21 protein-coding genes and 1 tRNA gene are annotated in these 20806 nt (G+C 69.9%); 7 read left to right on the top strand and 15 right to left on the bottom strand.

Translation table 11 applies throughout. The features are described from left to right. Nucleotide 1: 1 nt before the first annotated feature. A complete protein-coding gene (locus ACYVJS_RS08120; protein ID WP_460739411.1) occupies nt 2-2551 on the top strand; it encodes a phosphatidylglycerol lysyltransferase domain-containing protein in 2550 nt (849 codons plus the stop codon). Nucleotides 2552-2557: 6 nt separating this feature from the next. Here the strand turns inward: ACYVJS_RS08120 and dcd are convergent, their stop codons facing one another. Further along, nucleotides 2558-3163 carry a dCTP deaminase gene (gene dcd, locus ACYVJS_RS08115; RefSeq protein ID WP_137418612.1) on the bottom strand — a complete coding sequence of 202 codons (606 nt, stop codon included), beginning with the start codon at nt 3161-3163 and terminating at the stop codon, nt 2558-2560. Nucleotides 3164-3213: 50 nt separating this feature from the next. On the opposite strand from dcd, the gene ACYVJS_RS08110 reads away from it, so the two are divergent. After that, nucleotides 3214-3284: transfer RNA gene (locus ACYVJS_RS08110), tRNA-Gly, on the top strand. 307 nt (nt 3285-3591) lie between these two features. On the opposite strand, the gene ACYVJS_RS08105 is transcribed toward ACYVJS_RS08110, so the two are convergent. Beyond that, nucleotides 3592-5079, bottom strand: coding sequence for an SDR family NAD(P)-dependent oxidoreductase (locus ACYVJS_RS08105; RefSeq protein WP_460739409.1), 1488 nt, complete (start codon nt 5077-5079; stop codon nt 3592-3594). A gap of 87 nt (nt 5080-5166) precedes the next feature. On the opposite strand from ACYVJS_RS08105, the gene ACYVJS_RS08100 reads away from it, so the two are divergent. After that, entirely contained in the window at nt 5167-6093 is a 927-nt protein-coding gene (locus tag ACYVJS_RS08100) for a DUF368 domain-containing protein (RefSeq protein ID WP_460739407.1), read from the top strand. Between the two features lie 92 nt (nt 6094-6185). Here ACYVJS_RS08100 and ACYVJS_RS08095 read toward each other — a convergent pair whose 3' ends face one another. The 5 genes from ACYVJS_RS08095 to ACYVJS_RS08075 form a co-directional block, all read right to left on the bottom strand. After that, on the bottom strand, nt 6186-7079 hold the full coding sequence (locus ACYVJS_RS08095) for an ROK family protein (protein WP_460739405.1): 894 nt from the start codon (nt 7077-7079) through the stop codon (nt 6186-6188). Then, nucleotides 7076-7363, bottom strand: coding sequence for a hypothetical protein (locus ACYVJS_RS08090; RefSeq protein ID WP_344227622.1), 288 nt, complete (start codon nt 7361-7363; stop codon nt 7076-7078). Before ACYVJS_RS08090 ends, ACYVJS_RS08095 begins: the two co-directional genes overlap by 4 nt. Nucleotides 7364-7434: 71 nt before the next feature. Continuing rightward, on the bottom strand, nt 7435-8475 hold the full coding sequence (locus tag ACYVJS_RS08085; protein WP_460739403.1) for an aldo/keto reductase: 1041 nt from the start codon (nt 8473-8475) through the stop codon (nt 7435-7437). 110 nt (nt 8476-8585) lie between these two features. Continuing rightward, nucleotides 8586-9422: an alpha/beta fold hydrolase gene (locus ACYVJS_RS08080; RefSeq protein WP_460739401.1), complete on the bottom strand. Its 837-nt coding sequence runs from the start codon at nt 9420-9422 to the stop codon at nt 8586-8588. A gap of 167 nt (nt 9423-9589) precedes the next feature. Continuing rightward, nucleotides 9590-10414, bottom strand: coding sequence for a ribokinase (locus ACYVJS_RS08075; protein WP_460739399.1), 825 nt, complete (start codon nt 10412-10414; stop codon nt 9590-9592). Between the two features lie 110 nt (nt 10415-10524). Between ACYVJS_RS08075 and ACYVJS_RS08070 the strand changes: the two genes are divergently transcribed. Further along, the gene (locus tag ACYVJS_RS08070) at nt 10525-11478 is read left to right on the top strand and encodes a nucleoside hydrolase (protein WP_460739397.1); all 954 of its coding nucleotides are present in this window, start codon (nt 10525-10527) and stop codon (nt 11476-11478) included. 4 nt (nt 11479-11482) lie between these two features. Here ACYVJS_RS08070 and ACYVJS_RS08065 read toward each other — a convergent pair whose 3' ends face one another. Both ACYVJS_RS08065 and ACYVJS_RS08060 read right to left on the bottom strand, forming a co-directional pair. Further along, nucleotides 11483-12355, bottom strand: coding sequence for an EamA family transporter (locus ACYVJS_RS08065; protein WP_460739395.1), 873 nt, complete (start codon nt 12353-12355; stop codon nt 11483-11485). Beyond that, nucleotides 12352-13602, bottom strand: coding sequence for a serine hydrolase domain-containing protein (locus ACYVJS_RS08060; protein WP_460739393.1), 1251 nt, complete (start codon nt 13600-13602; stop codon nt 12352-12354). The genes ACYVJS_RS08065 and ACYVJS_RS08060 overlap by 4 nt, the downstream gene beginning before the upstream one ends. A gap of 76 nt (nt 13603-13678) precedes the next feature. On the opposite strand from ACYVJS_RS08060, the gene ACYVJS_RS08055 reads away from it, so the two are divergent. Continuing rightward, complete coding sequence (locus tag ACYVJS_RS08055) at nt 13679-13987, top strand: DUF2470 domain-containing protein (protein ID WP_460739391.1); 309 nt, start codon at nt 13679-13681, stop codon at nt 13985-13987. A gap of 66 nt (nt 13988-14053) precedes the next feature. Next, the gene (locus tag ACYVJS_RS08050) at nt 14054-14707 is read left to right on the top strand and encodes a biliverdin-producing heme oxygenase (RefSeq protein WP_243226374.1); all 654 of its coding nucleotides are present in this window, start codon (nt 14054-14056) and stop codon (nt 14705-14707) included. 28 nt (nt 14708-14735) lie between these two features. Here the strand turns inward: ACYVJS_RS08050 and ACYVJS_RS08045 are convergent, their stop codons facing one another. After that, nucleotides 14736-16082: an ATP-dependent DNA helicase gene (locus ACYVJS_RS08045; protein WP_460739389.1), complete on the bottom strand. Its 1347-nt coding sequence runs from the start codon at nt 16080-16082 to the stop codon at nt 14736-14738. Between the two features lie 86 nt (nt 16083-16168). Between ACYVJS_RS08045 and ACYVJS_RS08040 the strand changes: the two genes are divergently transcribed. Continuing rightward, nucleotides 16169-17233, top strand: coding sequence for a hypothetical protein (locus ACYVJS_RS08040; RefSeq protein WP_460739387.1), 1065 nt, complete (start codon nt 16169-16171; stop codon nt 17231-17233). Between the two features lies 1 nt (nt 17234). Here the strand turns inward: ACYVJS_RS08040 and ACYVJS_RS08035 are convergent, their stop codons facing one another. The 5 genes from ACYVJS_RS08035 to rpmB form a co-directional block, all read right to left on the bottom strand. After that, nucleotides 17235-19268: a cytochrome c oxidase assembly protein gene (locus ACYVJS_RS08035; RefSeq protein WP_460739385.1), complete on the bottom strand. Its 2034-nt coding sequence runs from the start codon at nt 19266-19268 to the stop codon at nt 17235-17237. A gap of 94 nt (nt 19269-19362) precedes the next feature. Next, the gene (locus tag ACYVJS_RS08030) at nt 19363-19650 is read right to left on the bottom strand and encodes an HU family DNA-binding protein (RefSeq protein WP_137418589.1); all 288 of its coding nucleotides are present in this window, start codon (nt 19648-19650) and stop codon (nt 19363-19365) included. 258 nt (nt 19651-19908) lie between these two features. Further along, on the bottom strand, nt 19909-20214 hold the full coding sequence (gene rpsN, locus ACYVJS_RS08025; RefSeq protein WP_137418588.1) for a 30S ribosomal protein S14: 306 nt from the start codon (nt 20212-20214) through the stop codon (nt 19909-19911). A gap of 3 nt (nt 20215-20217) precedes the next feature. Further along, nucleotides 20218-20388, bottom strand: a complete 171-nt coding sequence (rpmG, locus tag ACYVJS_RS08020) for a 50S ribosomal protein L33 (RefSeq protein ID WP_005051772.1) — start codon at nt 20386-20388, stop codon at nt 20218-20220. Then, on the bottom strand, nt 20388-20624 hold the full coding sequence (gene rpmB, locus ACYVJS_RS08015) for a 50S ribosomal protein L28 (protein ID WP_137418587.1): 237 nt from the start codon (nt 20622-20624) through the stop codon (nt 20388-20390). Before rpmB ends, rpmG begins: the two co-directional genes overlap by 1 nt. Between the last annotated feature and the right edge of the window lie 182 nt (nt 20625-20806).

Genomic DNA, 20806 nt, shown 5'->3' with positions numbered 1-20806 from the left:
CATGTCGACAGCTTCACCCGCATCCGCTTCGGAGTCGCCTCTGGTCCGGATGCGGGGCATCGCTGCGATGGTGGCGGCGTGGCTGCGGCGGCATCCGTTCACGACCGGGCTTCTGCTCGTGATGCTGGTGACGAGCGTCGCGCAGATCGTGATCACCTCGGCCCCCGATGCCGACACCGGGCTGCTCCCGCCCTGGAATGATTCGTTCGACGACTTCCGCTGGTGGTCGGCGATCACCCCGATGTTCGTCACGGGATCCATCCCCGAGTTGCTCACGACGCTCGTGCTTGCGACTGTCGTGGTCGGGCAGGCGGAACGGGTCATGGGCACGGCGCGGGCCGCGATCTCCTACATCGCCGGCGGGCTGCTCGTCACCTCCGTCTCGATCGCGGTGGGGCTGCTCGAGGAGCACTTCCTGGCCTTCCTGCCGCTCAATGACGTCTTCTTCTTCACGCTCACCCCGCTGGCCGCGATCGTGTGCACGGCGATGGCGGCCAGTTGCTTCATCGGTGCGCTCTGGCGACGGCGGGTGCGCCTCGCATCCCTTCTCGCCGTCTGCGTGCTCTTCCTCTACCGCGGCGACGCGGACAGCCTCTTCATCCTCGTGGCGCTGCCGGTCGGGCTCGGCGTGGGCTTCCTCCTCGGTGGCCGGCGGGCGCGGACCCTGGTCGTGCGCAGCTCGCACCACGAGATCCGCGTGCTGCTCGCGTCCCTCGTGGCGGTGGGCGGCATCGGACCCGTCATCGCGACGTGGTTCGGATCGGGCACCGGCCTGCTGTCGTTCTACGGGTTCCTCAGCATCGATCCCATCGTCGTGGTCGACGGCACGACGTGCGCGTTCGGCTCCGCGGTCGACTGTCCGTCCGAGTACACGACGGCGGCCGAGGTGTTCCCCGCGGCGGGCTGGATCGCGCTGCTGCCGATGATCATCGCGCTGATCGCGGCGTGGGGCATCCTCCGCGGCCGGCGCGCGGCGCTGTGGATCGCGGTGGTGCTCAACGCGGCGGTGTTCGGCTGGATCCTCGTGCAGTGGATCACGCTGCAGCCCGAGACGGTCGCCGACATCGCCGCGTATCAGGGGACGGATGCGGAGACGTACGTCTGGCAGACGATCTCGGGCGCGCTGCTTGCGGCCGTCGCACCGCTCGGCACGACGATCGCGCTGCTCGTGCTGCGCCGGCACCTCCGCGTGACGTCGAGCCCCGCGGCGCGGCGGCGTTACCTCGTGGTGCTGGGAACCGCGACGCTGCTCACCGCGCTCGTCGCGACCGCGGGACAGGTGCTCACCCGCCAGGGCCATGCCCCGGTGATCGATCTGGGCGACATCCTGCTCGCTCTGCCGCTGCGCTTCATCCCTCCGACGCTGCTGCCGCCCGACGTGGTCTCGTTCGTGCCGGAGACCTTCGAAGCGCGCATCTTCTGGTACCTGCCGCCCGCGATCTTCTGGGCCGGGGCGGTGCTCGCGACGGCGTACCTGATCTTCGCGCCGGCGGCCGTCGGCGAGCGGGACGACCGCATCCGCGCACGCGAGCTGCTGCGCGCGGGCGGCGGCGACTCGTTCAGCTTCATGTCGACCTGGCCCGGCAACTCCTACTGGTTCTCGCCCGACGGCACCGCCGCGATCGCGTATCAGGTGCACCACAACGTCGCCGTCACGGTGGGCGGTCCCTTCGGCCCGGCGTTCGCGGACGTGCGGGTGTTCGAACAGTTCGCCGCGTTCTGCGGCGACAACGGATGGCGGCCGGTGTTCTACAGCGTGAGCGACGCACCGAGCTCCGAGCTCGCGTCGCGGGGCTGGTACCGGCTGCGGATCGCCGAGGAGGCGCTGCTCGACGCGCAGGAGTGGACCCCCGCGGGCAAGAAGCGGCAGGACATCCGCACGGCGACGAACAAGGCGGCGCGCGAGGGCGTGACAGCGGTGTGGACGCGCTGGGCGGATCTCAGCATCGCGCAGCACCTGCAGCTGCGCACGCTGTCGGAGTCGTGGCTGGCCGACAAGGAGCTCCCCGAGATGGAGTTCACCCTCGGCGGGCTCGACCAGGTCGACGATCCGGATGTGCGACTCATGCTCGCCATCGCCGACGACGGCCGCATCGAGGCGATCACGAGCTGGCTGCCGCTGTACGGCCCCGAGGGGCCCCGCGGCTACGTGCTGGATGTCATGCGTCGGCGGCACGAGGCGTTCAACGGCGTGATGGAGTTCGTCATCGGCGCGGTGGTCGTGCAGCTCAAGGAGGAGGGGCTGCAGACGCTGAGCCTGTCGGGCGCGCCCCTCGCGTACACGGCCGAGGCGGGAGCGGAATCGGATGCGGTGCAGCGCATGCTCGATCTCGCGGGATCGCTGCTGGAGCCGGGCTACGGGTTCCGCTCGCTGCACAGCTTCAAGCGCAAGTTCCAGCCGGACTTCTCACCCGTGTGGCTCGTGGTCGCCGATTCGGCGGCGCTGCCGGCGACGGGCCTCGCGCTCGTGCGGTGCTACCTGCCTCAGCTCACGCTGCGGCAGGCCGCACGGATGGCGGCGACGCTCGGCCGCGACCGCGCGCGAGGCTGAACCGGGTCAGCTGCCGGCGGCTCCCGCATCCGTGATGCCCACGTCGGTGACGTGGAAGTTGCGCGAGGAGCGGGATGCGGTGGGTCCGCGCTGGCCCTGGTAGCGGTTGCCGTAGGGGCCGGAGCCGTAGGCGTTCTCGGCAGGCGAGCTGAGGCGGAAGAAGCAGAGCTGGCCGATCTTCATGCCGGGCCACAGCTTGATCGGCAGGGTCGCGACGTTGGAGAGCTCGAGGGTCACGTGTCCCGTGAACCCGGGGTCGATGAAGCCGGCCGTGGAGTGGGTCAGCAGGCCGAGCCGTCCGAGCGACGACTTGCCCTCGAGGCGGGCGGCGACGTCGTCGGGCAGGGTGACGCGCTCGAAGGTGGCGCCGAGCGCGAACTCGCCCGGGTGCAGGATGAACGGCTCGTCGGGGCGCACCTCGATCAGCCGGGTGAGCTCGGGCTGATCCTCCGCCGGGTCGATGAAGGGGTACTTATGGTTGTCGAACAGCCGGAAGTACCTGTCGAGGCGCACGTCGACGCTGGAGGGCTGCACCATCTGAGGATCGGAGGGCTCCAGCCCGATGCGTCCGTCGGCGAGTTCCTGCTTGATGTCGCGATCCGAGAGCAGCACCCGCCCAGCCTAGCGAGCAATGCCCTTTGCTATGCTGGCCGCGTACCCCCGGGGCTGTAGTTCAATGGCAGAACTTCTGCTTCCCAAGCAGACAGCGCGGGTTCGATTCCCGTCAGCCCCTCTGAATGCACGAAGCGGTCCGGCTTGTCCGGGCCGCTTCGTGCATCTATCGGTTGAGCGAATCGAACCCTTGGGTGGGCCCACGCCGCCAGAGGCTCCGCGCGCGGCGCAGCCGCGGGTGGAGAAGGCGGTGGGGACGATTCCCGTCAGAGGCTCCGCGGCCCGCGCAGCGGGACGTGGAGGAGCGTCGGGGACCGTCAGCCCCTCCCTACGACTCCCGTTTGGGGCACGATCACTGCGTTGGGGCGCAATTCTCCCGCCCCAACGCATGAAACGCGCCCCAAACCCGGCGCGAAGACCGAGCCGGCTCACCCCAGCCGCTGATCCACCTCGCGGAGGTACCAGGCTCGCACCTCGGGGTCGCCGCCGAGGCCGATGCGGTCGGTGCCGATCACGTCGTCCAGCCAGTCCTGCACCGCGGTCGGCAGGAGCCTAGAGAGGCGGAGCACCGGGCTCAGCACCCGCGGCACGGTCACCGCGAAGCGCGACGAGCCGATCACGTCGACCACGGCGCGGCTCACCTGCTCCGGGGTCACGGCCGGCGACACCTTCGGCGGAGTGATGCCCGCGCCCATCGGCGTCGAGACGAGGTTCGGGAGAACGACGTGCACATCAACGCCGGTGCCGCGCAGCTCGCGCCGGAGCGCGTCACTGAACCCGATCACGGCGGCCTTCGCGCCCGAGTACACGGCGAGACCGGCGAGCGGCTTCAGACCGGTGGCGCTCGCGAGGTTGACAATCGTGCCCTCGCGGCGCGCCATCATCCGTGGCAGCACGGCGGATGTGGTGCGCACGAGCGCCGTGTAGTCGACGTCGATGGTCTTCTGGGCCACATCCGCATCCTGCTCGGCGAACCGCCCCGTCGGCATGATGCCCGCGTTGTTCACCCACACGGAGATCGGACCGACCTCCGTCTCGATGCAGTCCACCACCGCGGAGACGAGGTCGGCGTCGGTGATGTCCAGCCGGAGACCGACGGCACCACGGCCCAGCTTCTCCGCCGCGGCCACCGTCTCGTCCTCGTCCAGGTCGCCGATCACGACGGTGTAGCCCGCCGCACCCAGATCCTGCGCCACCTGGTAGCCGATGCCCCGCGCGCCACCGGTGACGACGGCGACACCCCGATCGACCGGATGCGCGGCATCCGCGCTCTCTGCGCTCCGCTCGACGTCCATGCCAAAGACCACGGACCCGTCGTGCAACGCGATGTTCATGATCGGCCGCCGGCCGCGCAGGTATCCGAGCGGCCCGTCGGCCGCGAAGCGCCACGACGTCCGCAGCCCGGACACCTTCGAGATGACGCGATTCACCGAGCGTGTGCGCACACCGTCGAGCATCTGCAGCACGGGCAGCGGGATCTGCCGCATCCCCGGCAAGAGGGGCGATCCGCGGCGCGCCCGCACGCTCACGACGTCTCTTCCGTCGACGCGCATCGTCGTCACGGAGCCGGAACGGCCGAAGTCGGCGAGCTCCTTGGGGATTCCCCACAGCTCCCGCCCGCCCCGACGCGACGTGTCGCTGTTCACCCAGATCTGCGGGATCGTCACCGCCGCGCCGCCCGCACCGAGGGTGGGGATCGCGACGAGCAGCTCGTCGTAGGCCAACACGCCGCCCGGCACGTACCGCACCGACGCGACGCCCACGACGACCCGGCGTCCGACCATCAGCGGACGACGGCCCTGCGGCATCGCGAACGCGGGAAGCTCATGCTCCGGAACGAGGAAGATGGAGACGTCCAGAGAGCCGCCGAGATACCAGGGCTCTTCGGGGTATGCCGCGGTCTCATCGACAGCCATGACCACCCGCCTTTCGTCGCGTTCGGGATGCGGTTCCATCCTGCCCGAGCAGCCCCCTCACAGGCCCCTCCCGTAGCGTGGGGAGGTATGGCCGACACCCTTGCCGACCGACGTTCACCCCTCCGACCCGCTGTGGATCTCGTCCGCGGCACGCTGATCGGCGCGGTGGAGGTGGTTCCGGGGGTCAGCGGCGGCACGGTCGCCCTCATCGTGGGCGTCTACGCGACGCTCATCGAAGCGGCCAGCCACGTGGTGCGCGGCACGCTCGCACTCACTGATGTCTTCCGCCGCAAGGGCGTGGCGCGCTCCGCATCCCACTTCCGTGCCGTGCGCTGGCGGATCGTCGCGCCGGTGCTGCTCGGGATGGTGCTCGCGGTGGTGCTGGGCGCGAAACTCCTCGCCCCGCTGGTGCAGGAGTTCCCGACCGAGACCCGCGCGGTGTTCGGCGGCATGATCGCCGCATCCCTGCTCATCCCGATCCGGATGCTGGGACGCGACTGGACCTGGCGCCTCGCCATCGTCGCGGCCGCCGCGGCGGTCGCTGCCTTCTTCCTCACCGGGCTTCCCTCGGGAACCCTCGAAGATCCGCCGCTCGTGATCGTCGCCCTCGCCGCATCCGTGGCCGTCTGCGCCCTCGTGCTCCCCGGCCTGTCCGGCGCCTTCCTGCTGCTCGTGTTCGGCCTCTACGAGACGACGCTCGTCGCCCTGAACGAGCGCAACGTTCCCTACATCCTCGCCTTCGCGATCGGCGCGATCGTCGGCCTCAGCCTGTTCGTCAACATCCTCCGGATGCTGCTCGCCCGCTTCCACGCGGCGATGCTCGCCATCATGACCGGCCTCATGCTCGGGTCCCTGCGCGCCCTGTGGCCCTGGCAGGATGCGGCAGGCACCGCCGCCGCGCCGTCGGGTGAGGTCATGGGCCCGGTGCTGTTGGCCGCCGCCGGCGCCGCCGCCGTGCTGGCGGTCGTGGCGATACAGGCCGCCCTCGACCGGCGAGCACCCCGCGCCGCGTAGACCCACATCCCTGCGTTTGGGGCGCGCTCCGTGCGTTGGGGCGCGAACTGCGCGCCCCAACGCACGAAACGTGCCCCGAACGCGCGAACCGCTCAGCCTGCGGCAGCCTGCTCGGCGAGCAACAGCGAGCCGTAGAGTCCCGCCTCGCCGTCGAGTTCAGTGCGGGCGATGGCGAGAGCGCGCGACGAACCGCGCGCCCCGGCGGGACCCACGCGCACCGCGGCGGCCTCCTGCAGCGCCTCGATCAACCCGGGCGTCTTGAGCACGCCGCCACCGAACACGACCAGTTCGATGCCCAGCGTGAAGTACAGCGTGGCGGCGAGCTGGGCGAGATAGAACGCGGTGATCTCGTTGCTCTTCGCGCGGGCGGCCGCATCCAGCTCCTGGGTGTCCACGCCATTGCGCGCACGGACGGCGGGGCCCGACGCGACTCCCTCGAGGCAGTCGCCGTGGAAGCGGCAGATGCCCGCGAACGTGTCGTCGGCGTGGCGGGCGACGGGGAGGTGAGCGATCTCGGGCCAGCCGGTGCCCACCAGCACACGGCCTGCGGCGATCAGCCCGGCACCCACGCCGGTGCCGACGGTGACGTAGGCGACGTCGCTCGCCTCCCGAGCCGCACCCCACTGCAGCTCACCGAGGGCGGCACCCGTGACGTCGGTGGTGATGCGGGCGGGAGCGCCGACGGCAGCGGCGCGGATGCGGCCCAGCACATCGACGCCGTCCCAGCCCGCCTTCGGTGTGGAGGTGATGGATCCGTACGTCGGCGAGGCCCGGTCGAGATCGAGCGGGCCGAAGGCCGCAATCCCGACACCGGCGATCTCGTCGTCGAGCGACCGGATGAAGTCCCCCACCGCCGCCAGCGTCGTGTCCGGCTCGCCGGTCGCGACCGAGGTCCGAGTCAGGATGCGGCGAGGATCGCCCTCCGGCGCCGCCGCGCAGACGATCTTCGTGCCGCCGGTCTCGATGCCGACGAGCAGCCGGCTCACGCCTCGCTCTCCTCGCGGGAGACGACGCCGCCGAACACGGAGTTGTTGCGCATCGCGCGACTCTCGTCGTCGTCACCGAGGAGCGCCTGCCGCAGGCCGTCGACGTCATGCGTGCGCAGCAGCGCGTTCCAGCGCTCGACGGCCGCACGCGCTCCGCCCTCCGTGGTCTCGCGTTTGCGCGGCACGTTCTGCAGCGCACGGGTGATCACGAAGAGCGGCTCGGTTTCGAGCAGCTCTACGATCCGCCGGTGCTGAGCCAGCTTCTTCTGGTCGTTTCGCGACATTCCTGCCTCCGCGTCCCATCCTGCCGCGGGCGACGTGCCCGCGCGTGAACCCGCGTCGAACGCTACCCGCGTCAGTTGACCGTGCCGCCGACGGGTGCGGCGAACTCGTCGAGGGCGGCGACGACCTCGGGCGAGAGCTCGGCCTTGCTCGCGGCGATCGCGTCATCGATCTGGCCCGGGCGCGAGGCGCCGATGATCGCGGTGGTGACGACGTCGTCGCGCAGCACCCACGCGATCGCGAGCTGCGGGATGGACAGACCCGCATCCCGCGCGACGCCGTCGATGCCCCGGATGCGGCGCAGGTAGTCGTCGGTGAGTGCGCTGCTGTTGAGGAAGTGACTGTCCGCGGCGCGCGAGTCGGCCGGGACCGTGCCGTCGAGGTACTTGGAGGTCAGCAGACCCTGCGCCAGCGGCGAGAAGACGGCGCTGCCGACCTGCAGTTCGCGCAGCGCGGGGAAGAGCTCCGCCTCAGGCACGCGATCGAACAGCGAGTAGCGCGGCTGGTGCACGAGCAGGCGCACACCTTCGGCGGCCAGCAGGGCGTGGGCGCGACGCGTGAGCTCGGCCGGGTAGTTGGAGATGCCGACGTACAGCGCCTTGCCGCTGCGCACGATGTCGACGAGCGCCTGCATCGTCTCTTCGAGGGGCGTCTCGGGGTCGACCCGGTGGGAGTAGAACACGTCGACGTAGTCGGTGCGCATCCGCGTGAGGCTCTGCTCGAGCGAGCGCACGAGGTACTTGCGCGACCCGCCGTCACCGTACGGCCCGGGCCACATGTCGTAGCCAGCCTTCGTCGTCAGGAACAGCTCGTCGCGGTAGCGCCGCAGATCGCTCTCGAGCACGGTGCCGAACGTCGTCTCGGCGGCGCCGTAGGGCGGGCCATAGTTGTTGGCGAGGTCGATGTGCACCACGCCGCGATCGACCGCGTGGAGAAGGATCTCGCGCTGCGTCTCGATCGAGCGACCGCGACCGAAGTTCTGCCACAGCCCCAGCGAGACACGAGGCAGGCGCACCCCGCTGGCGCCGGCGCGCGCGAACGGCACATCGTCGTAACGGGTCGCCTTCGCGATGTACGGGGAGAGCAGGCGGGGGTCATCGGCGGCGATGGGCATGACGATCCTTCGGGAGGGAAAGGGGTGCTGTTCGCAAGCCTGCCACACCCGGACGACACCCGGCCCCGACCCTGCAGCAGGCTGCGGGATCGGGGCCGGGTGTCAGCGGGTCACTCCTGAATGAAGGCCAGGATGTCGGGGTTGATCACATCGGCGTGCGTGGTCAGCATGCCGTGCGGGTAGCCCTCGTAGATCTTCAGCGTCGAGTTCTGCAGCAGCTCGTGCTGCTTGAGCGACGCATCCTTGTACGGGACGACCTGGTCGTCGTCGCCCTGGATGACGAACACGGGGACCGTGATGGCCTTCAGGTCCTCGGTCTGGTCGGTCTCGGAGAACGCCTTGATGCCCAGGTAGTGGGCGAGGGCGCTGCCGGTCATGCCCTGACGCCACCAGTTGTCGATGACGGGCTGCGAGGGCGTGACGCCCTCACGGTTGAAACCGTAGAACGGGCCGGACGCGACGGCCTCGTAGAACTCGGCGCGGTTGGCGGCGAGCGCGTCGCGGAAGCCGTCGAACACGGAGACCGGGGTGCCCTCGGGATTGGCGTCCGTCTGCACCATGAGCGGCGGCACCGACGAGACGAGCACCGCCTTGGCGACGCGCCCCTGGGGCTCGCCGTACTTCGCGACGTAGCGGGCCACCTGGCCGCCGCCCGTCGAGTGTCCGATGTGGATCGCGTTGTGCAGATCGAGGTGCTCGACGACCGCGTTCACGTCGCTCGCGTAGTGGTCCATGTCGTGGCCGGTGCCGATCTGCGAGGAACGGCCGTGGCCGCGACGGTCGGTCGCGATGACGCGGTATCCCTTGCTGAGGAAGAACAGCATCTGGGCGTCCCAGTCGTCCGACGAGAGCGGCCAGCCGTGGTGGAACACGATGGGCTGGGCGTCGGTGCTGCCCCAGTCCTTGAAGTAGATCTCTGCGCCGTCTTCGGTGGTCACGTAAGCCATGGGAAGCCTCCAGGGTGTCTTGTTTCACAGTCGTTGAGGGGGAGCGCTCTCGAGCCGCAGGGGCCGAGGGTGCGTTCACGATAGCTCCGCGCCTCACACTGGGTGCTTCGACATCTGTCCAGACAATTCCCACGGGTTCGACGCGCTCACCGCGTCGCCGGGGCGCGTCAGCGGTAGGTGTCGAGCCGCCGCAGGGGCGGCTGCGCCCCCTCGTGGGTCACCGCGTCCGCGCCGACGGCGCAGGCGGCGGTGAGTGCCGCGACGTCGTCCCATCCGGCATGCAGCGCCAGGGTCAGAGCGGCGCAGAACGCGTCGCCCGCCCCGACGGAGCTGATCGCGTCGACCTTCGGGGCACTCACCCGCGCGACCTCGCGGCCGCCCTCTCGCAGCGCCGCGCCGGCAGAGCCGTAGGTGATCGCCACGCGGCGAGCGGCGGCGAGCGCGGGCAGCAGTTCGTACTCGGTCTCGTTGACGATCACGAGGTCCGCACGCTCGAGCACTGCCGTCGGCACCTCGCGCGCGGGTGCTGCGTTCACGGCGAGGAAACCGGGCACCTCGGCCAATGCGGCGATCGCGGACACCGGGATCTCCTGCTGCGCCAGGACCGCCTCGCCCGCGGGAAACTCCACGTCGTCGAGCCGCACGGTGTCGTTGGCTCCCGGGCAGACCACGATCTGGTTCTCGCCGGCCTCGTCGACGATGATCAGCGCGGTCCCGGTGGGATCGTCGCCGAGCCAGACATCGCTCGTGTCGACGCCCGCATCCCGCAGGTTCTGCAGCATCGCGTGTCCGTCGGTGTCATCGCCCACGGCGCCGACCATGCGCACGCGAGCGCCCAGACGCGCCGCAGCCACCGCCTGGTTGGCGCCCTTGCCGCCCGGGTCACGCCGCAACCGTCCGCCCAGGACCGTCTCGCCCGCGCCGGGCAGCCGCCCTGTGGTGGCCGTCAGATCGACGTTGATGCTTCCGACGACGCAGAGAGGACCGAGCATCCCCCCATTCCACCACGGGCCGAGACCCCGGATGCGGCGCCTCGGCCCGGGACGAGATATAACCGAACAGGCGGACGAGGGGGTCGCGCCCCGACCCACCGAGGAGAACGATGACCGAGCCCACCCCCGTCTATCTCGACTGCGACACCGGCGTCGACGACGCCGTCGCGCTGGCGTACCTGCTGGCCTCCCCGACGGTCGACCTCGTCGGGGTCGGCACCGTCAGCGGCAACATCTCCGCAGCCGAAGCGACACGCAACACGCTCGACCTGCTCGCGTTGGCCGGTCGCGACGACATCCCCGTGGCGCAGGGCGCACATGATCATCTCGACCACCCCTACGGGGGCGGCGCGCAGTGGGTGCACGGCGAGAACGGCATCGGCGGCGTCGAGCTGCCGCGAAGCCCGCGGGCGGCGGACTCCCGCACGGCCGTCGAGCTGCTGATCGACCTGTCGCACGCCTACGCCGGGCGCCTGCACGTGCTGACGATCGGACCGATGACGAATCTCGCGCACGCCCTGGAGGCGGACCCGACCCTGCCCGAGCGCGTCGCCGCCGTGACGGCCATGGGCGGGGCTGCTCTCGCGCCCGGAAACATCACGGCAGCCGCCGAGGCGAACGTCTACAACGACCCGCAGGCGGCGGCAGCCCTCCTCGCGGCCGACTGGGATGTCACGCTCGTGCCCTTGGACGCCACCATGGAGCACACCATGAGCGAGCAGCAGCGCGAGCGGCTCGTCGCCGACGAACGCCCGTTCGTCTCGGCGATCGGACACATCCTCGATCACTACTTCGACTTCTACCGCGACACCTACGGACACCGCACGTGCGCGCTGCACGACCCGCTCGCCGCCGCGATCGTCGGCGGCATCACCCCGTCACGCGCACCCCGCGTACCGGTGACGGTCGACGTCACCGACGGACCGGGGCGCGGTCAGACGATCGCCGACCTGCGCGGGCAGCGGGTCGTGATGCGAGACCACGACGGCGTGCGCACGCGCATCGTGCTCGACGTCGACGCGGGTGTGGCCGACCACCTGATCGACACGATCCTCGCGGGCTGAGAACTCAGGCCACCGGTTCGTCCTGGCGCCGGGCACGTGGCGCCATGAGCACGGCGCCGATGCTGGCGGCGATCACCAGCGCGATGCCCGCGATCTCGAGCACGCTCAGGTGCTGCCCGAGCAGGAGGAAACCGGCGATCGACGCCGTGGCCGGCCCGAGGCTCATGAGGATCGCGAACGTGGATGCGGCCAGTCGCCGCAATGCGGACAGCTCGAGCGCGTAGGGGATCGTCGACGAGAGCACGGCGACCCCGGCCCCGAGCGCCAGCAGGTCGGGCCGCAGCAGCGCGCCACCCGCATCCACGATGCCGAAGGGGAGCGAGAGCACGGCGCCGACGGCCATGGCCAACGCGAGGCCGTCGAGCCGCACGAACTCCCGTCCGACCCGCGCCGAGGCGAGGATGTACAGCGCCCAGCTCGCGGCGGCTCCCAGGGCGAAGGCCACGCCGAGCGGATCGAGACGGTCCCACCCGCCGCCGCCGAGCGCGACGACGCCCAGGAACGCGAGCCCTGCCCAGAGCCACGCGGAGGCCCGGCGCGCGGCGACGATCGACAGCGTCAACGGCCCCAGCACCTCGATCGTCACGGTGACGCCGAGCGGCAGGCGCTCGAGAGCGAGGTAGAACAGCCCGTTCATCAGCGCCAGCACGAGCCCGAATCGCACGACCGCCCACCACGCCGCCCGCGAGTGCCCCCGCACGCTCGGCCGAGCGATGAGCAGCAGCACGATCGCCGCGAAGACGAGCCGCAGCATGACCATGCCGAGGGGCCCGACCTCATCGAACAGCAGGACGGCGAGCGAGGCGCCGACTTCCTGGCAGGCGAGGCCGACCAGGACGAGGGCGACGGCGGAGGTGGATCCGGAGCGAGCGGTCACGAAGCGGGCAGCGGGCACACGGCCGCAGCGGCGATCGCGTCGTGATACTGCTGCGCGGTCCAGGGCAGACCCGCATCCGGGATGCTCTGGCCGCTGGCCGCCGGCGCCTTGGAGGCGATGGAGGCGAGCTCCCACGCCAGGTACGCGCCCACCCAGTCGGTCGCGGCCGAGTTGTTGAGCACGACCGAGACGGTCATGCCCGTGGCCGGGTCGGCGAAGGATGCGGTGATGTACCCGGGCACCGAACCGAACTGTCCGATGAGCGAACCGGCCTGAAAGGCGCCGCCCGTGGCGGTGAGCCACGACGGCTGGTCGGGCGAGACGAGCATCGGGGACGCGAAGCGCTCCTCACCGCCGAACGACCCGGTGGCGAGCGCCTGCGTGTAGCGGCCGACGTCGGCGATCGTGGAGACGACTCCCGCGTTCGTGAAGCCGAAGCTGGAGGACATCGTGGTCATGTCGCGTGGCTCGGCGCAGTTCATGGCGCCGTCGGGGCCCGGCTGCGACAGCAGACCCTTCAGCGAAGGCTGTCCGGGCTTGGCGGCCGTGCGCCCGGGAAGGCTCGTGTGCGTCAGCCCCAGCGGGCCGAACACGTGCTCGTCGAGCAGGGCCGAGGCGGTCTCGGAGCCGGCGTTCTCGAGGGCGAGTCCGAGCAGCACGTACGCCGTGTCGGAGTCGCGCCACGCGGTGCCGGCCGTGGCCGGGTCGAATCCGGTGATGCCGTAGGCGGCGAGCTCCGCAGCGTTCCATTCGCGTGAGGGCAGCCCGATCGCGTCGTCCTGCAGCACAGCGCCGTAGGAGCCCAGACCGCTCGTTCCGTCGCACAGCATGCCGAGGGTCACACCGCTGAGGCCGGCGACGCTGGGGACGTACGTGCGCACCTCGTCGTCGAGCGAGACCTTGCCCGCATCCACCATCTCGTAGAGCACGTCGCAGATCATCGGCCGGGTCAGCTCGCCCACCCGGAACACGTCGTCGGCCGAGGCGTCGCCCACTCCGGCCACCCAGGATCCGCTCCAGGGCGCCCAGACGCCGACGATCGCGCCGGTCGAACCGGTCGCGGCCATCGCGAAGTTCACCGCGGACTCGAGCTGCGCCTGCGTGTCGGCGGGGAACGCGCCCTCGACCTGCGGGGGGACGTCGATCTCGACGCTCTTGGCCTGCGTGCATCCCGCGAGCGCGAAAACGATGACGGCTGCGCCGGCGATCGCGGCGGCAGCGCGTTTGAAGCCGGAACTGATCGGCATTTCACCCCCGCGGTCGTGCTCCAGCATTCAAACACACCCACATCACAAGACCATCACGGCTCTTAGGCTGTGCTGCATGACGCACGTTTTCGACGAAGAGACACTGACCGGTGTTCTCGGGCACATGAACTCCGATCACTCCGACGACAACATGCTCTTCGCGCGCGCTTTCGGCCCGCATCCGGCGCCCGTCGGCGCCCGCATGGTCGGATTCGACGGCGACGGCGGCGACTGGGTCATCACGGCGGCCGGTGGCGCGAGCATCGACATGCGGCTGGCATGGCCCGGCGGCCCCATCACCGAGCGGAGCGAGGTACGCCGGGAGATCGTTGCGCTCTATGACGCCGCGTGCGCCGAACTCGGCATCGAGCCGCGACCTCATTGACCGCATCCGAGCCCCTGGGCGAATTGACGATTTAGGTTCTGCTTACCTGAAGGTATAGTGGGCCGCATGAGCGACCCGATCCCGTTCTCCGCAGCCCTCCGCGAGCGTTCCAGCGGTGCCCACTCGGGCAGCGAGGGCGCCGGATTCATGTCCGACCTCATCAAGGGCGAGGGCACGCGCGATGACTACGTCGCGCTCGTCGCGCAGCACTGGTTCATCTACGAGGCGCTGGAGTCGGCGGCCGAGCGGATGCGGCGCGACCCGGTGGCGGCGGTGTTCATCAGCGAGCGCCTCACCCGCCTTCCCGCTCTCGCCGCCGACCTCGAATTCCTCGTCGGTCCCGATTGGCGCGAGCGCATCGAGCCGCTGCCGACGACACGGCGCTACGTCGATCGCATCAACCAGGTGGGGGCGACGTGGCCGGGCGGATTCGTCGCCCACCACTACACCCGCTACCTCGGCGACCTGTCGGGCGGGCTGTTCATCGGCAAGCTCATGCAGCGGCGGTTCGGCTTCGACACCAACGGCATCGGGTTCTACATCTTCGCGGACATCGCGGACCCGAAGGAGTTCAAGGAGCACTACCGCGTGCAGCTCGACGCCGCCCCCTGGGACGAGGCCGAGAAGGAGCGCGTGATCGACGAGGTGCTGCTGGCCTACCGGTTCAACACCGAGCTGTTCGAGGACCTGGCCCGAGCGAAGGCCGAAGCAGCCGCCTGACTCCGCGCCGCATCCCGCAGAGGATGCGTCAGGCGCGGGCGCGGGACATGAACCGCTGCACGTCGGGGTCCACGCGGATGTCGGAGGGCCGGAGGGGCCGCGACAGATACAGGCCGTCGAGCGAGGTCAGTCGAGACAGCGCGACGTAGGTCTGTCCGGGCGCGAAGGCCCCCGCGCCGAGGTCCACGATGGCGCGGTCGTACGTCTTCCCCTGTGACTTGTGGATCGTGACCGCCCACGCCAAACGCAGCGGGAACTGCGTGAACTCGGCCACGACCTCCCGACTGAGCGAGCGGGATGCTGCGTCGTACGCGTAACGGAAACGTTCCCAGACCGCGGGCTCGACGTCGTAGTCGCGGCCGTCGATCTCCACGCGGACGATGCTCCCGGCGATCTTGACGACCGTGCCGATCGTCCCGTTCACCCACCGCGGCCCGTCCCCGTAGGACTGCGTGTCGTTACGCAGGAACATCACCTGCGCGCCGACCTTGAGCTGCAGCTCCTGCTCCGCGGGAAAGGCGGCCTCTCCACGACCGAAGTCGCCGCTGACCTCGGCGTGCGCGGTCTGCACGCGACCGGCAAGGGCGTCCAGGTGGCGCCGGTTGATCGCGTTGACGCGGTCGTTGCGGGTCGCGAGCGTGATGATGGGCTCGTCGGCGGAGAATTCCGGCGGCGTGCGAGCGCCCGTGTCGTTGAGGATCTTCGCCATGTCCGCGGTGACCTGGCCGTAGCGCACGGCGTTCAGCAGCGCCTTGAAACCCGGATCCGACTGCCGATGGATCTCGCGCAGCTCGGCGACGTGGAGATCGGCGCCGTACCGCCCCATGTCCATGAGCCCGTCACCGCTGGACTCCCCCGCCCACACGTGCGCGTCGAAGAACCAGAACGAGTGATAGTGATCGCGCACGTAGCGCAACTCGTCGCCCCGCGGCGGCACGGGCGCCAGCTGGTACGGATCGCCGAACATGACCATCTGCACGCCGCCGAAGGGCTCGGCCCGCCGGCCCCGTGCTTGGCGCAGCGCGCGGTCGATGGCGTCCATGAGGTCCGCGTTGACCATGGAGATCTCGTCGATCACGAGCGTGTCGATCGCGTTGAGCAGCTTGCGCGTCGCATCCGACTGGTCGAGTTCGCTGTTCGCGATGAGACCGATCGGCAGCCGGAACAACGAGTGGATCGTCTGCCCCTCGACGTTCAGGGCGGCAACGCCGGTCGGGGCGCAGACGGCGATCTGCTTCGACGTGTTCCACGCCAGATGCTGCAGCAGCGTCGACTTGCCGGTGCCCGCACGGCCCGTCACGAACACGTGCTCCCGGGTGTCCTCGATCAGCCGGAACAGCGCCTGCTGCTCGGCGGAGAGGGCGGAGGTGCTCACCGATCCATGCTAGGCGCCACGCGGCCGGATGACGCCCGACGGCGACTCCCCGGGCTTTCGCGGGGTCGCTTTCCTAGACTTGCTCTGTGAGCCGCTTGAGACGATCCCGGCGCCCCGGCGTGCGCCTGGCGTTCGATCTCACGACGCTCGGCCTCATCGGCGCCCTCCTGCTCGCGGCCCTGGGGGCGGGAACTGCGGCCCTGTACCAGGAGTTCTACAGCCCGTCCGCCTTCGTGCAGCGCTATCTGAACATGCTCGAATCGGGACGGGCCGCGGACGCTCTGGCCCTGCCCGGCGTCTCGCTCGATTCCTCCGAGCTGACGGATGCGGGACTGCCCGCATCCGCGTCCGACGCGCTCCTGCGCAGCGCCGCGTTGAGTTCCCTCACCGACGCCCGCGTGGTGTCCGAGCAGGTCGACGGCGCCGACACGGTCGTGACGGCCAGCTACGTCGCCGGCGGACACGACGGGACCACCTCGTTCCGTGTGCGCAGCAACGGGACGCTCGGCATCATCCCGACGTGGCGGTTCAGCCAGAGTCCCCTCGCAGTCATGAACCTCATGGTCCTCGGCTCGTCGACCTTCGACGTCAACGGATTCCGCGTCGACCGTCGCCAGGTCTCCCCCGACGGCGTCGACGCCGATCCCGTCGCCCCCGTGTCGCTGCTGGTGTTCTCGCCCAACCTCTACTCGGTGACGGTCGACAGTGCGCTCTCGACCTCCGAGGGGCTCGCCGTTCTCGCGGATGCGCCGATGGTCGATGTCCCCGTCACGGTGCAGACCAAGCCGACGGACGAATTCGTCAAGGTCGTCCAGCAGCGGGTCGAGGAGTTCCTCACCGCGTGCAGCACGCAGCAGGTGCTGCAGCCGACGGGATGCCCGTTCGGCTTCGTCGTGCGCAACCGCGTCGAGAAGCTCCCGACCTGGTCGATCACGCAGCAGCCCACCGTCGAGGTCCTTCCCAACGGGGCGGGATGGGTCATCCCCGACGCGGATGCGGTCGCGCACATCGATCTCGAGGTGCGCTCACTGGCCGACGGTTCGCTGCGCGAGGTGTCCGAGGATGTGCCGTTCGTGGTGAACGGCACGATCGACATCCTCCCCGACGGCACGGCGTCGATCCGCGTCGGCGGTTACGACCCGGGGCTCTGAGTCAGCCCTCGCCGCGGCGCGCGTCGCGGGCCGCGATGGCCGCCAGGCGCGCGTTGTACTCCTCGAGCTCCGCGTCGCCGGTGCGGTCGGCCTGACGGTCGTTGGAGCGCTGCAGACGTTCGTCGCTGCGGCTCCACTGGATAGCCACCGTGATGCCGAGGATGAGGGACGGGATCTCTCCGATGCCCCAGGCGACGCCGCCGCCGACGTATTGGTCCTCGAGCGGCGTCGCGCCCCACGTGCGACCCATCGAGCCGAACCACTCGGCGGCGAACAGGCCCGTCTGCATCATGATCGCCACACCGAAGAAGGCGTGCATCGCGATGACGACGACGAGGGTCAGCAGCCGGAAGGGGTAGGGGAAGCGCAGCGGCACCGGGTCGATCCCGATGAGCGACAGCACGAACAGGTAGCCCGTGATCAGGAAGTGCGTCACCATCCAGATGTGTCCGAGGTGGTCGTAGAGCGACCAGCGGAACAGGTCGGTGTAGTAGAAGATCCACAGCGATGCGACGAAGTTGAGTGCGGTGAAGATCGGATGCGTGACGACCTTCGCGAAGGGCGTGTGCACCGCCCACAGGATCCACTCGCGGCCGCCGCGCGTGCCGTCGTCGCGTTTGCGGATGGCGCGCAGCGCCAGCGTGACCGGGGAACCGGGCACGAGCAGCAACGGGATCGCCATCGTCAGCAGCATGTGGCCGACCATGTGCACGCTGAACAGGTACTCCTGGTACGCGTTCACCGCGCCGGAGGTCACCCACAGCAGCAGCAGCATGCCGAGGACCCACATGATCGTGCGGTACAGCGGCCAGTGGTCGCCGCGGCGACGCAGGCGCCACACGCCGGCGAGGTAGAAGAAGATCCCGAAGGCGACGACGAACAGCCAGAGCAGGTCGATGTTCCACGCCGTGATCCACCGCAACGGTGTGAGCTCCGGCGGCACGGGAGCGTCGGTGAGGAACTCGGCGGGAGTGCGGGCGACCGGCGGCTGCTGGTCGGTGGGCGGGGGCGTGCGCGCGAGCGCGGCGGCGGCCCCGCTCGCGATGCCCATGAGTGCCAGTTCCACCCCGATGAGCGTCCAGAACCGCCGCGCGCTCGCGTTCTCGTTCATCCGCGAGATGAGCCGCAGCCGGTACCAGGCGCCGAGCAGGCCGAGTCCGATGAGAGCCACGACCTTGACGGCGAGGATGCCGCCGTAGGGGCTCAGCAGGGCGGGCAGCGCCTCGACACTGACCCAGGCGCGGACGGAGCCCGACACCGCGACGACGATGAACGCGACGAGAGCGATGCTGGAGTAGCGCCGCAGCAGGGCGATCTGACCCGAGCGCGCCACAACCGGTCGGATCACGACCAGCAGCACGAGACCGCCCAGCCAGACCGCGGCGGCCAGGATGTGCAGCACGAGTGACGTCACCGCGACGCTGTGGTTCTCCAGCTCCCCCGAGTGGCCCTGCGTTCCCATGGGCACGAGGGAGGCGAGCGCCAGGATCGCGACGAGCAGGGTCGGCGTCCACGCACGCACCGCGAAGGTGAGCACCGTGAGCACGGCGCCGGCGACGGTGGTGATGAGCCACGTACGGCCGAGTTCGACCTCGACGAGGAAACGGCCCAGCTGCTGTCCGAAGACCGCATCCGCGCTCGGGGCCGCGTTGAAGACGTTGACGAAGGTGAAGAAGCCGGTGACAGCGGCCGCGACGGTGAACAGCGCGGCCCCGATGGATGCGGTGTCCAGCGCGACCTCGAACGCGCGATCCTCGGGCCGCAGACCGAACAGCGCGAGCACGAGCGCGCCCACCATGGTCGCGGCTGCCAGATTCAGCACGAGGGTGGCGATCGGAAGACCCCATCGGACGACGGGTCCGGCGTCGGCGATGACGAGCGGCGCGGCACCGCCGCCGTAGGCCAGGGCGACGATGAGAGCCACGAGGGCGGTGACTCCGAGGATCACCGGGCCCGCCACGCGCAGCGTGGTCGCCGAGGCTGCTCCGGGCCCGCCCGAGCGGGGGCCGGCGGCGCGGGCGGAGGCGGTCGTCATCACTGCTCCAGCCTAGGCGCGCTGCGCTGTCAGCACGCCTAGACAACGAGAAGGGGGGAGCCTCACGGCTCCCCCCCTCACAGACGGTCGTCGATTACTTGACGGCAGCCTTGAGCTTCGAACCGGCGGTGACCTTCACGCGCTTGCCGGCCGGGATGGCGATCTCGGCACCGGTCTGCGGGTTGCGGCCGGTGCGAGCGGAGGTCTCGACCTGCTCGAACGCGATCCAACCGGGGATGGAGACCTTGGTGCCCTTGGCGACGGCCTCGGAGACCGTGGAGAAGAGGGAGTCGAGCACGCTCGACACGGTGGACTGGCTCTGTCCCGTGGCGCTGGCGATGCTCGCGACGAGCTCGGTCTTGGTGATGGACTTGTCGGCCATGTGGGTTGTCCTCCAGGCGGCGGTACGCCGCTTTCTTGACTTCGGTCCGGGGCTCGGCCCCGGTTGGTCGGATCGACCGAGCACGAATATACCCACGAACCCCGTGATTCCGCGGATTTTGGGCGTGAACCGCCCACATCCGACGGCGTGTCTCACCCGAAATCACCCAAACGGGTCGGAATCGGCCCATCGTGGCGTCCGAGAACGACGAAGGCCCGGAACCTCAAGGGTTCCGGGCCTTCGTGCGGATGCGGGTGCTTACCAGCTGGACTTGGTCACACCGGGCAGCTCGCCGCGGTGGGCCATGTCGCGGAAGCGCACACGCGAGATGCCGAACTTCGACAGCACACCGCGGGGGCGGCCGTCGATGACATCACGCGAACGCAGGCGCACGGGCGACGCGTTGCGGGGCAGCTTCTGCAGGCCGACACGGGCGGCCTCGCGCTGCTCGTCGGTGGACTCGGGCGAGACGAGCGCCTTCTTCAGCTCGGCGCGCTTGGCGGCGTAGCGGTCGACGACCTCCTGGCGCTGCTTGTTGCGCGCGATCTTGCTCTTCTTAGCCATGGATCAGCGCTCCTCTCGGAATTCGACGTGCTTGCGGATGACCGGGTCGTACTTCTTGAGCACGATGCGGTCGGGGTTGTTGCGACGGTTCTTGCGCGTCACGTAGGTGTAGCCCGTGCCGGCGGTCGAACGCAGCTTGATGATCGGACGGACGTCCTGTGCCTTCTTCGCCATTAGAGCTTCACACCCTTCGCGATGAGGTCCTTGACGACGGACTCGATGCCGCGTGCGTCGATGACCTTGATGCCCTTCGCCGAGACGTTGAGCTTGACGTTACGACCGAGCGAGGGCACGTAGTACGTCTTCTTCTGCACGTTCGGGTCGAAGCGGCGCTTCGTCCGGCGGTGCGAGTGCGAGATGTTGTGACCGAAGCCGGGAACCGCTCCAGTCACCTGGCACACTGCTGCCATGGTGATGTCTCCTTCTGTACCGTGACGCCGGACGGCGCCACCCAAGATCCCTTGTCTGCGCCCACGATCGACCCGGCCGTTTCCGACCCGGAAGAGGATGTGGACACGAACTGCGCGCAGGAGTGCGCACAGACAAGGAGTCAGTCTAGCACGCGCGGCGTGTCGCCTTGACGAGGGGCCCT

Source organism: Microbacterium neimengense (genome assembly GCF_054782995.1).
Note: the sequence above shows the minus strand (reverse complement) of the source record. Positions and strands in the feature narration are given on the sequence as shown.

Bases quoted from the DNA above. Each gene is read 5' to 3' on its own strand.
- ACYVJS_RS08120 (WP_460739411.1), top strand. From the start codon at position 2: ATGTCGACAGCTTCACCCGCATCCGCTTCGGAGTCGCCTCTGGTCCGG.
- ACYVJS_RS08105 (WP_460739409.1), bottom strand. From the start codon at position 5,079: ATGGCTGTCGATGAGACCGCGGCATACCCCGAAGAGCCCTGGTATCTC.
- ACYVJS_RS08100 (WP_460739407.1), top strand. From the start codon at position 5,167: ATGGCCGACACCCTTGCCGACCGACGTTCACCCCTCCGACCCGCTGTG.
- ACYVJS_RS08090 (WP_344227622.1), bottom strand. From the start codon at position 7,363: ATGTCGCGAAACGACCAGAAGAAGCTGGCTCAGCACCGGCGGATCGTA.
- ACYVJS_RS08085 (WP_460739403.1), bottom strand. From the start codon at position 8,475: ATGCCCATCGCCGCCGATGACCCCCGCCTGCTCTCCCCGTACATCGCG.
- ACYVJS_RS08080 (WP_460739401.1), bottom strand. From the start codon at position 9,422: ATGGCTTACGTGACCACCGAAGACGGCGCAGAGATCTACTTCAAGGAC.
- ACYVJS_RS08075 (WP_460739399.1), bottom strand. From the start codon at position 10,414: ATGCTCGGTCCTCTCTGCGTCGTCGGAAGCATCAACGTCGATCTGACG.
- ACYVJS_RS08070 (WP_460739397.1), top strand. From the start codon at position 10,525: ATGACCGAGCCCACCCCCGTCTATCTCGACTGCGACACCGGCGTCGAC.
- ACYVJS_RS08060 (WP_460739393.1), bottom strand. From the start codon at position 13,602: ATGCCGATCAGTTCCGGCTTCAAACGCGCTGCCGCCGCGATCGCCGGC.
- ACYVJS_RS08055 (WP_460739391.1), top strand. From the start codon at position 13,679: ATGACGCACGTTTTCGACGAAGAGACACTGACCGGTGTTCTCGGGCAC.
- ACYVJS_RS08050 (WP_243226374.1), top strand. From the start codon at position 14,054: ATGAGCGACCCGATCCCGTTCTCCGCAGCCCTCCGCGAGCGTTCCAGC.
- ACYVJS_RS08035 (WP_460739385.1), bottom strand. From the start codon at position 19,268: ATGACGACCGCCTCCGCCCGCGCCGCCGGCCCCCGCTCGGGCGGGCCC.
- ACYVJS_RS08030 (WP_137418589.1), bottom strand. From the start codon at position 19,650: ATGGCCGACAAGTCCATCACCAAGACCGAGCTCGTCGCGAGCATCGCC.
- rpsN (WP_137418588.1), bottom strand. From the start codon at position 20,214: ATGGCTAAGAAGAGCAAGATCGCGCGCAACAAGCAGCGCCAGGAGGTC.
- rpmG (WP_005051772.1), bottom strand. From the start codon at position 20,388: ATGGCGAAGAAGGCACAGGACGTCCGTCCGATCATCAAGCTGCGTTCG.
- rpmB (WP_137418587.1), bottom strand. From the start codon at position 20,624: ATGGCAGCAGTGTGCCAGGTGACTGGAGCGGTTCCCGGCTTCGGTCAC.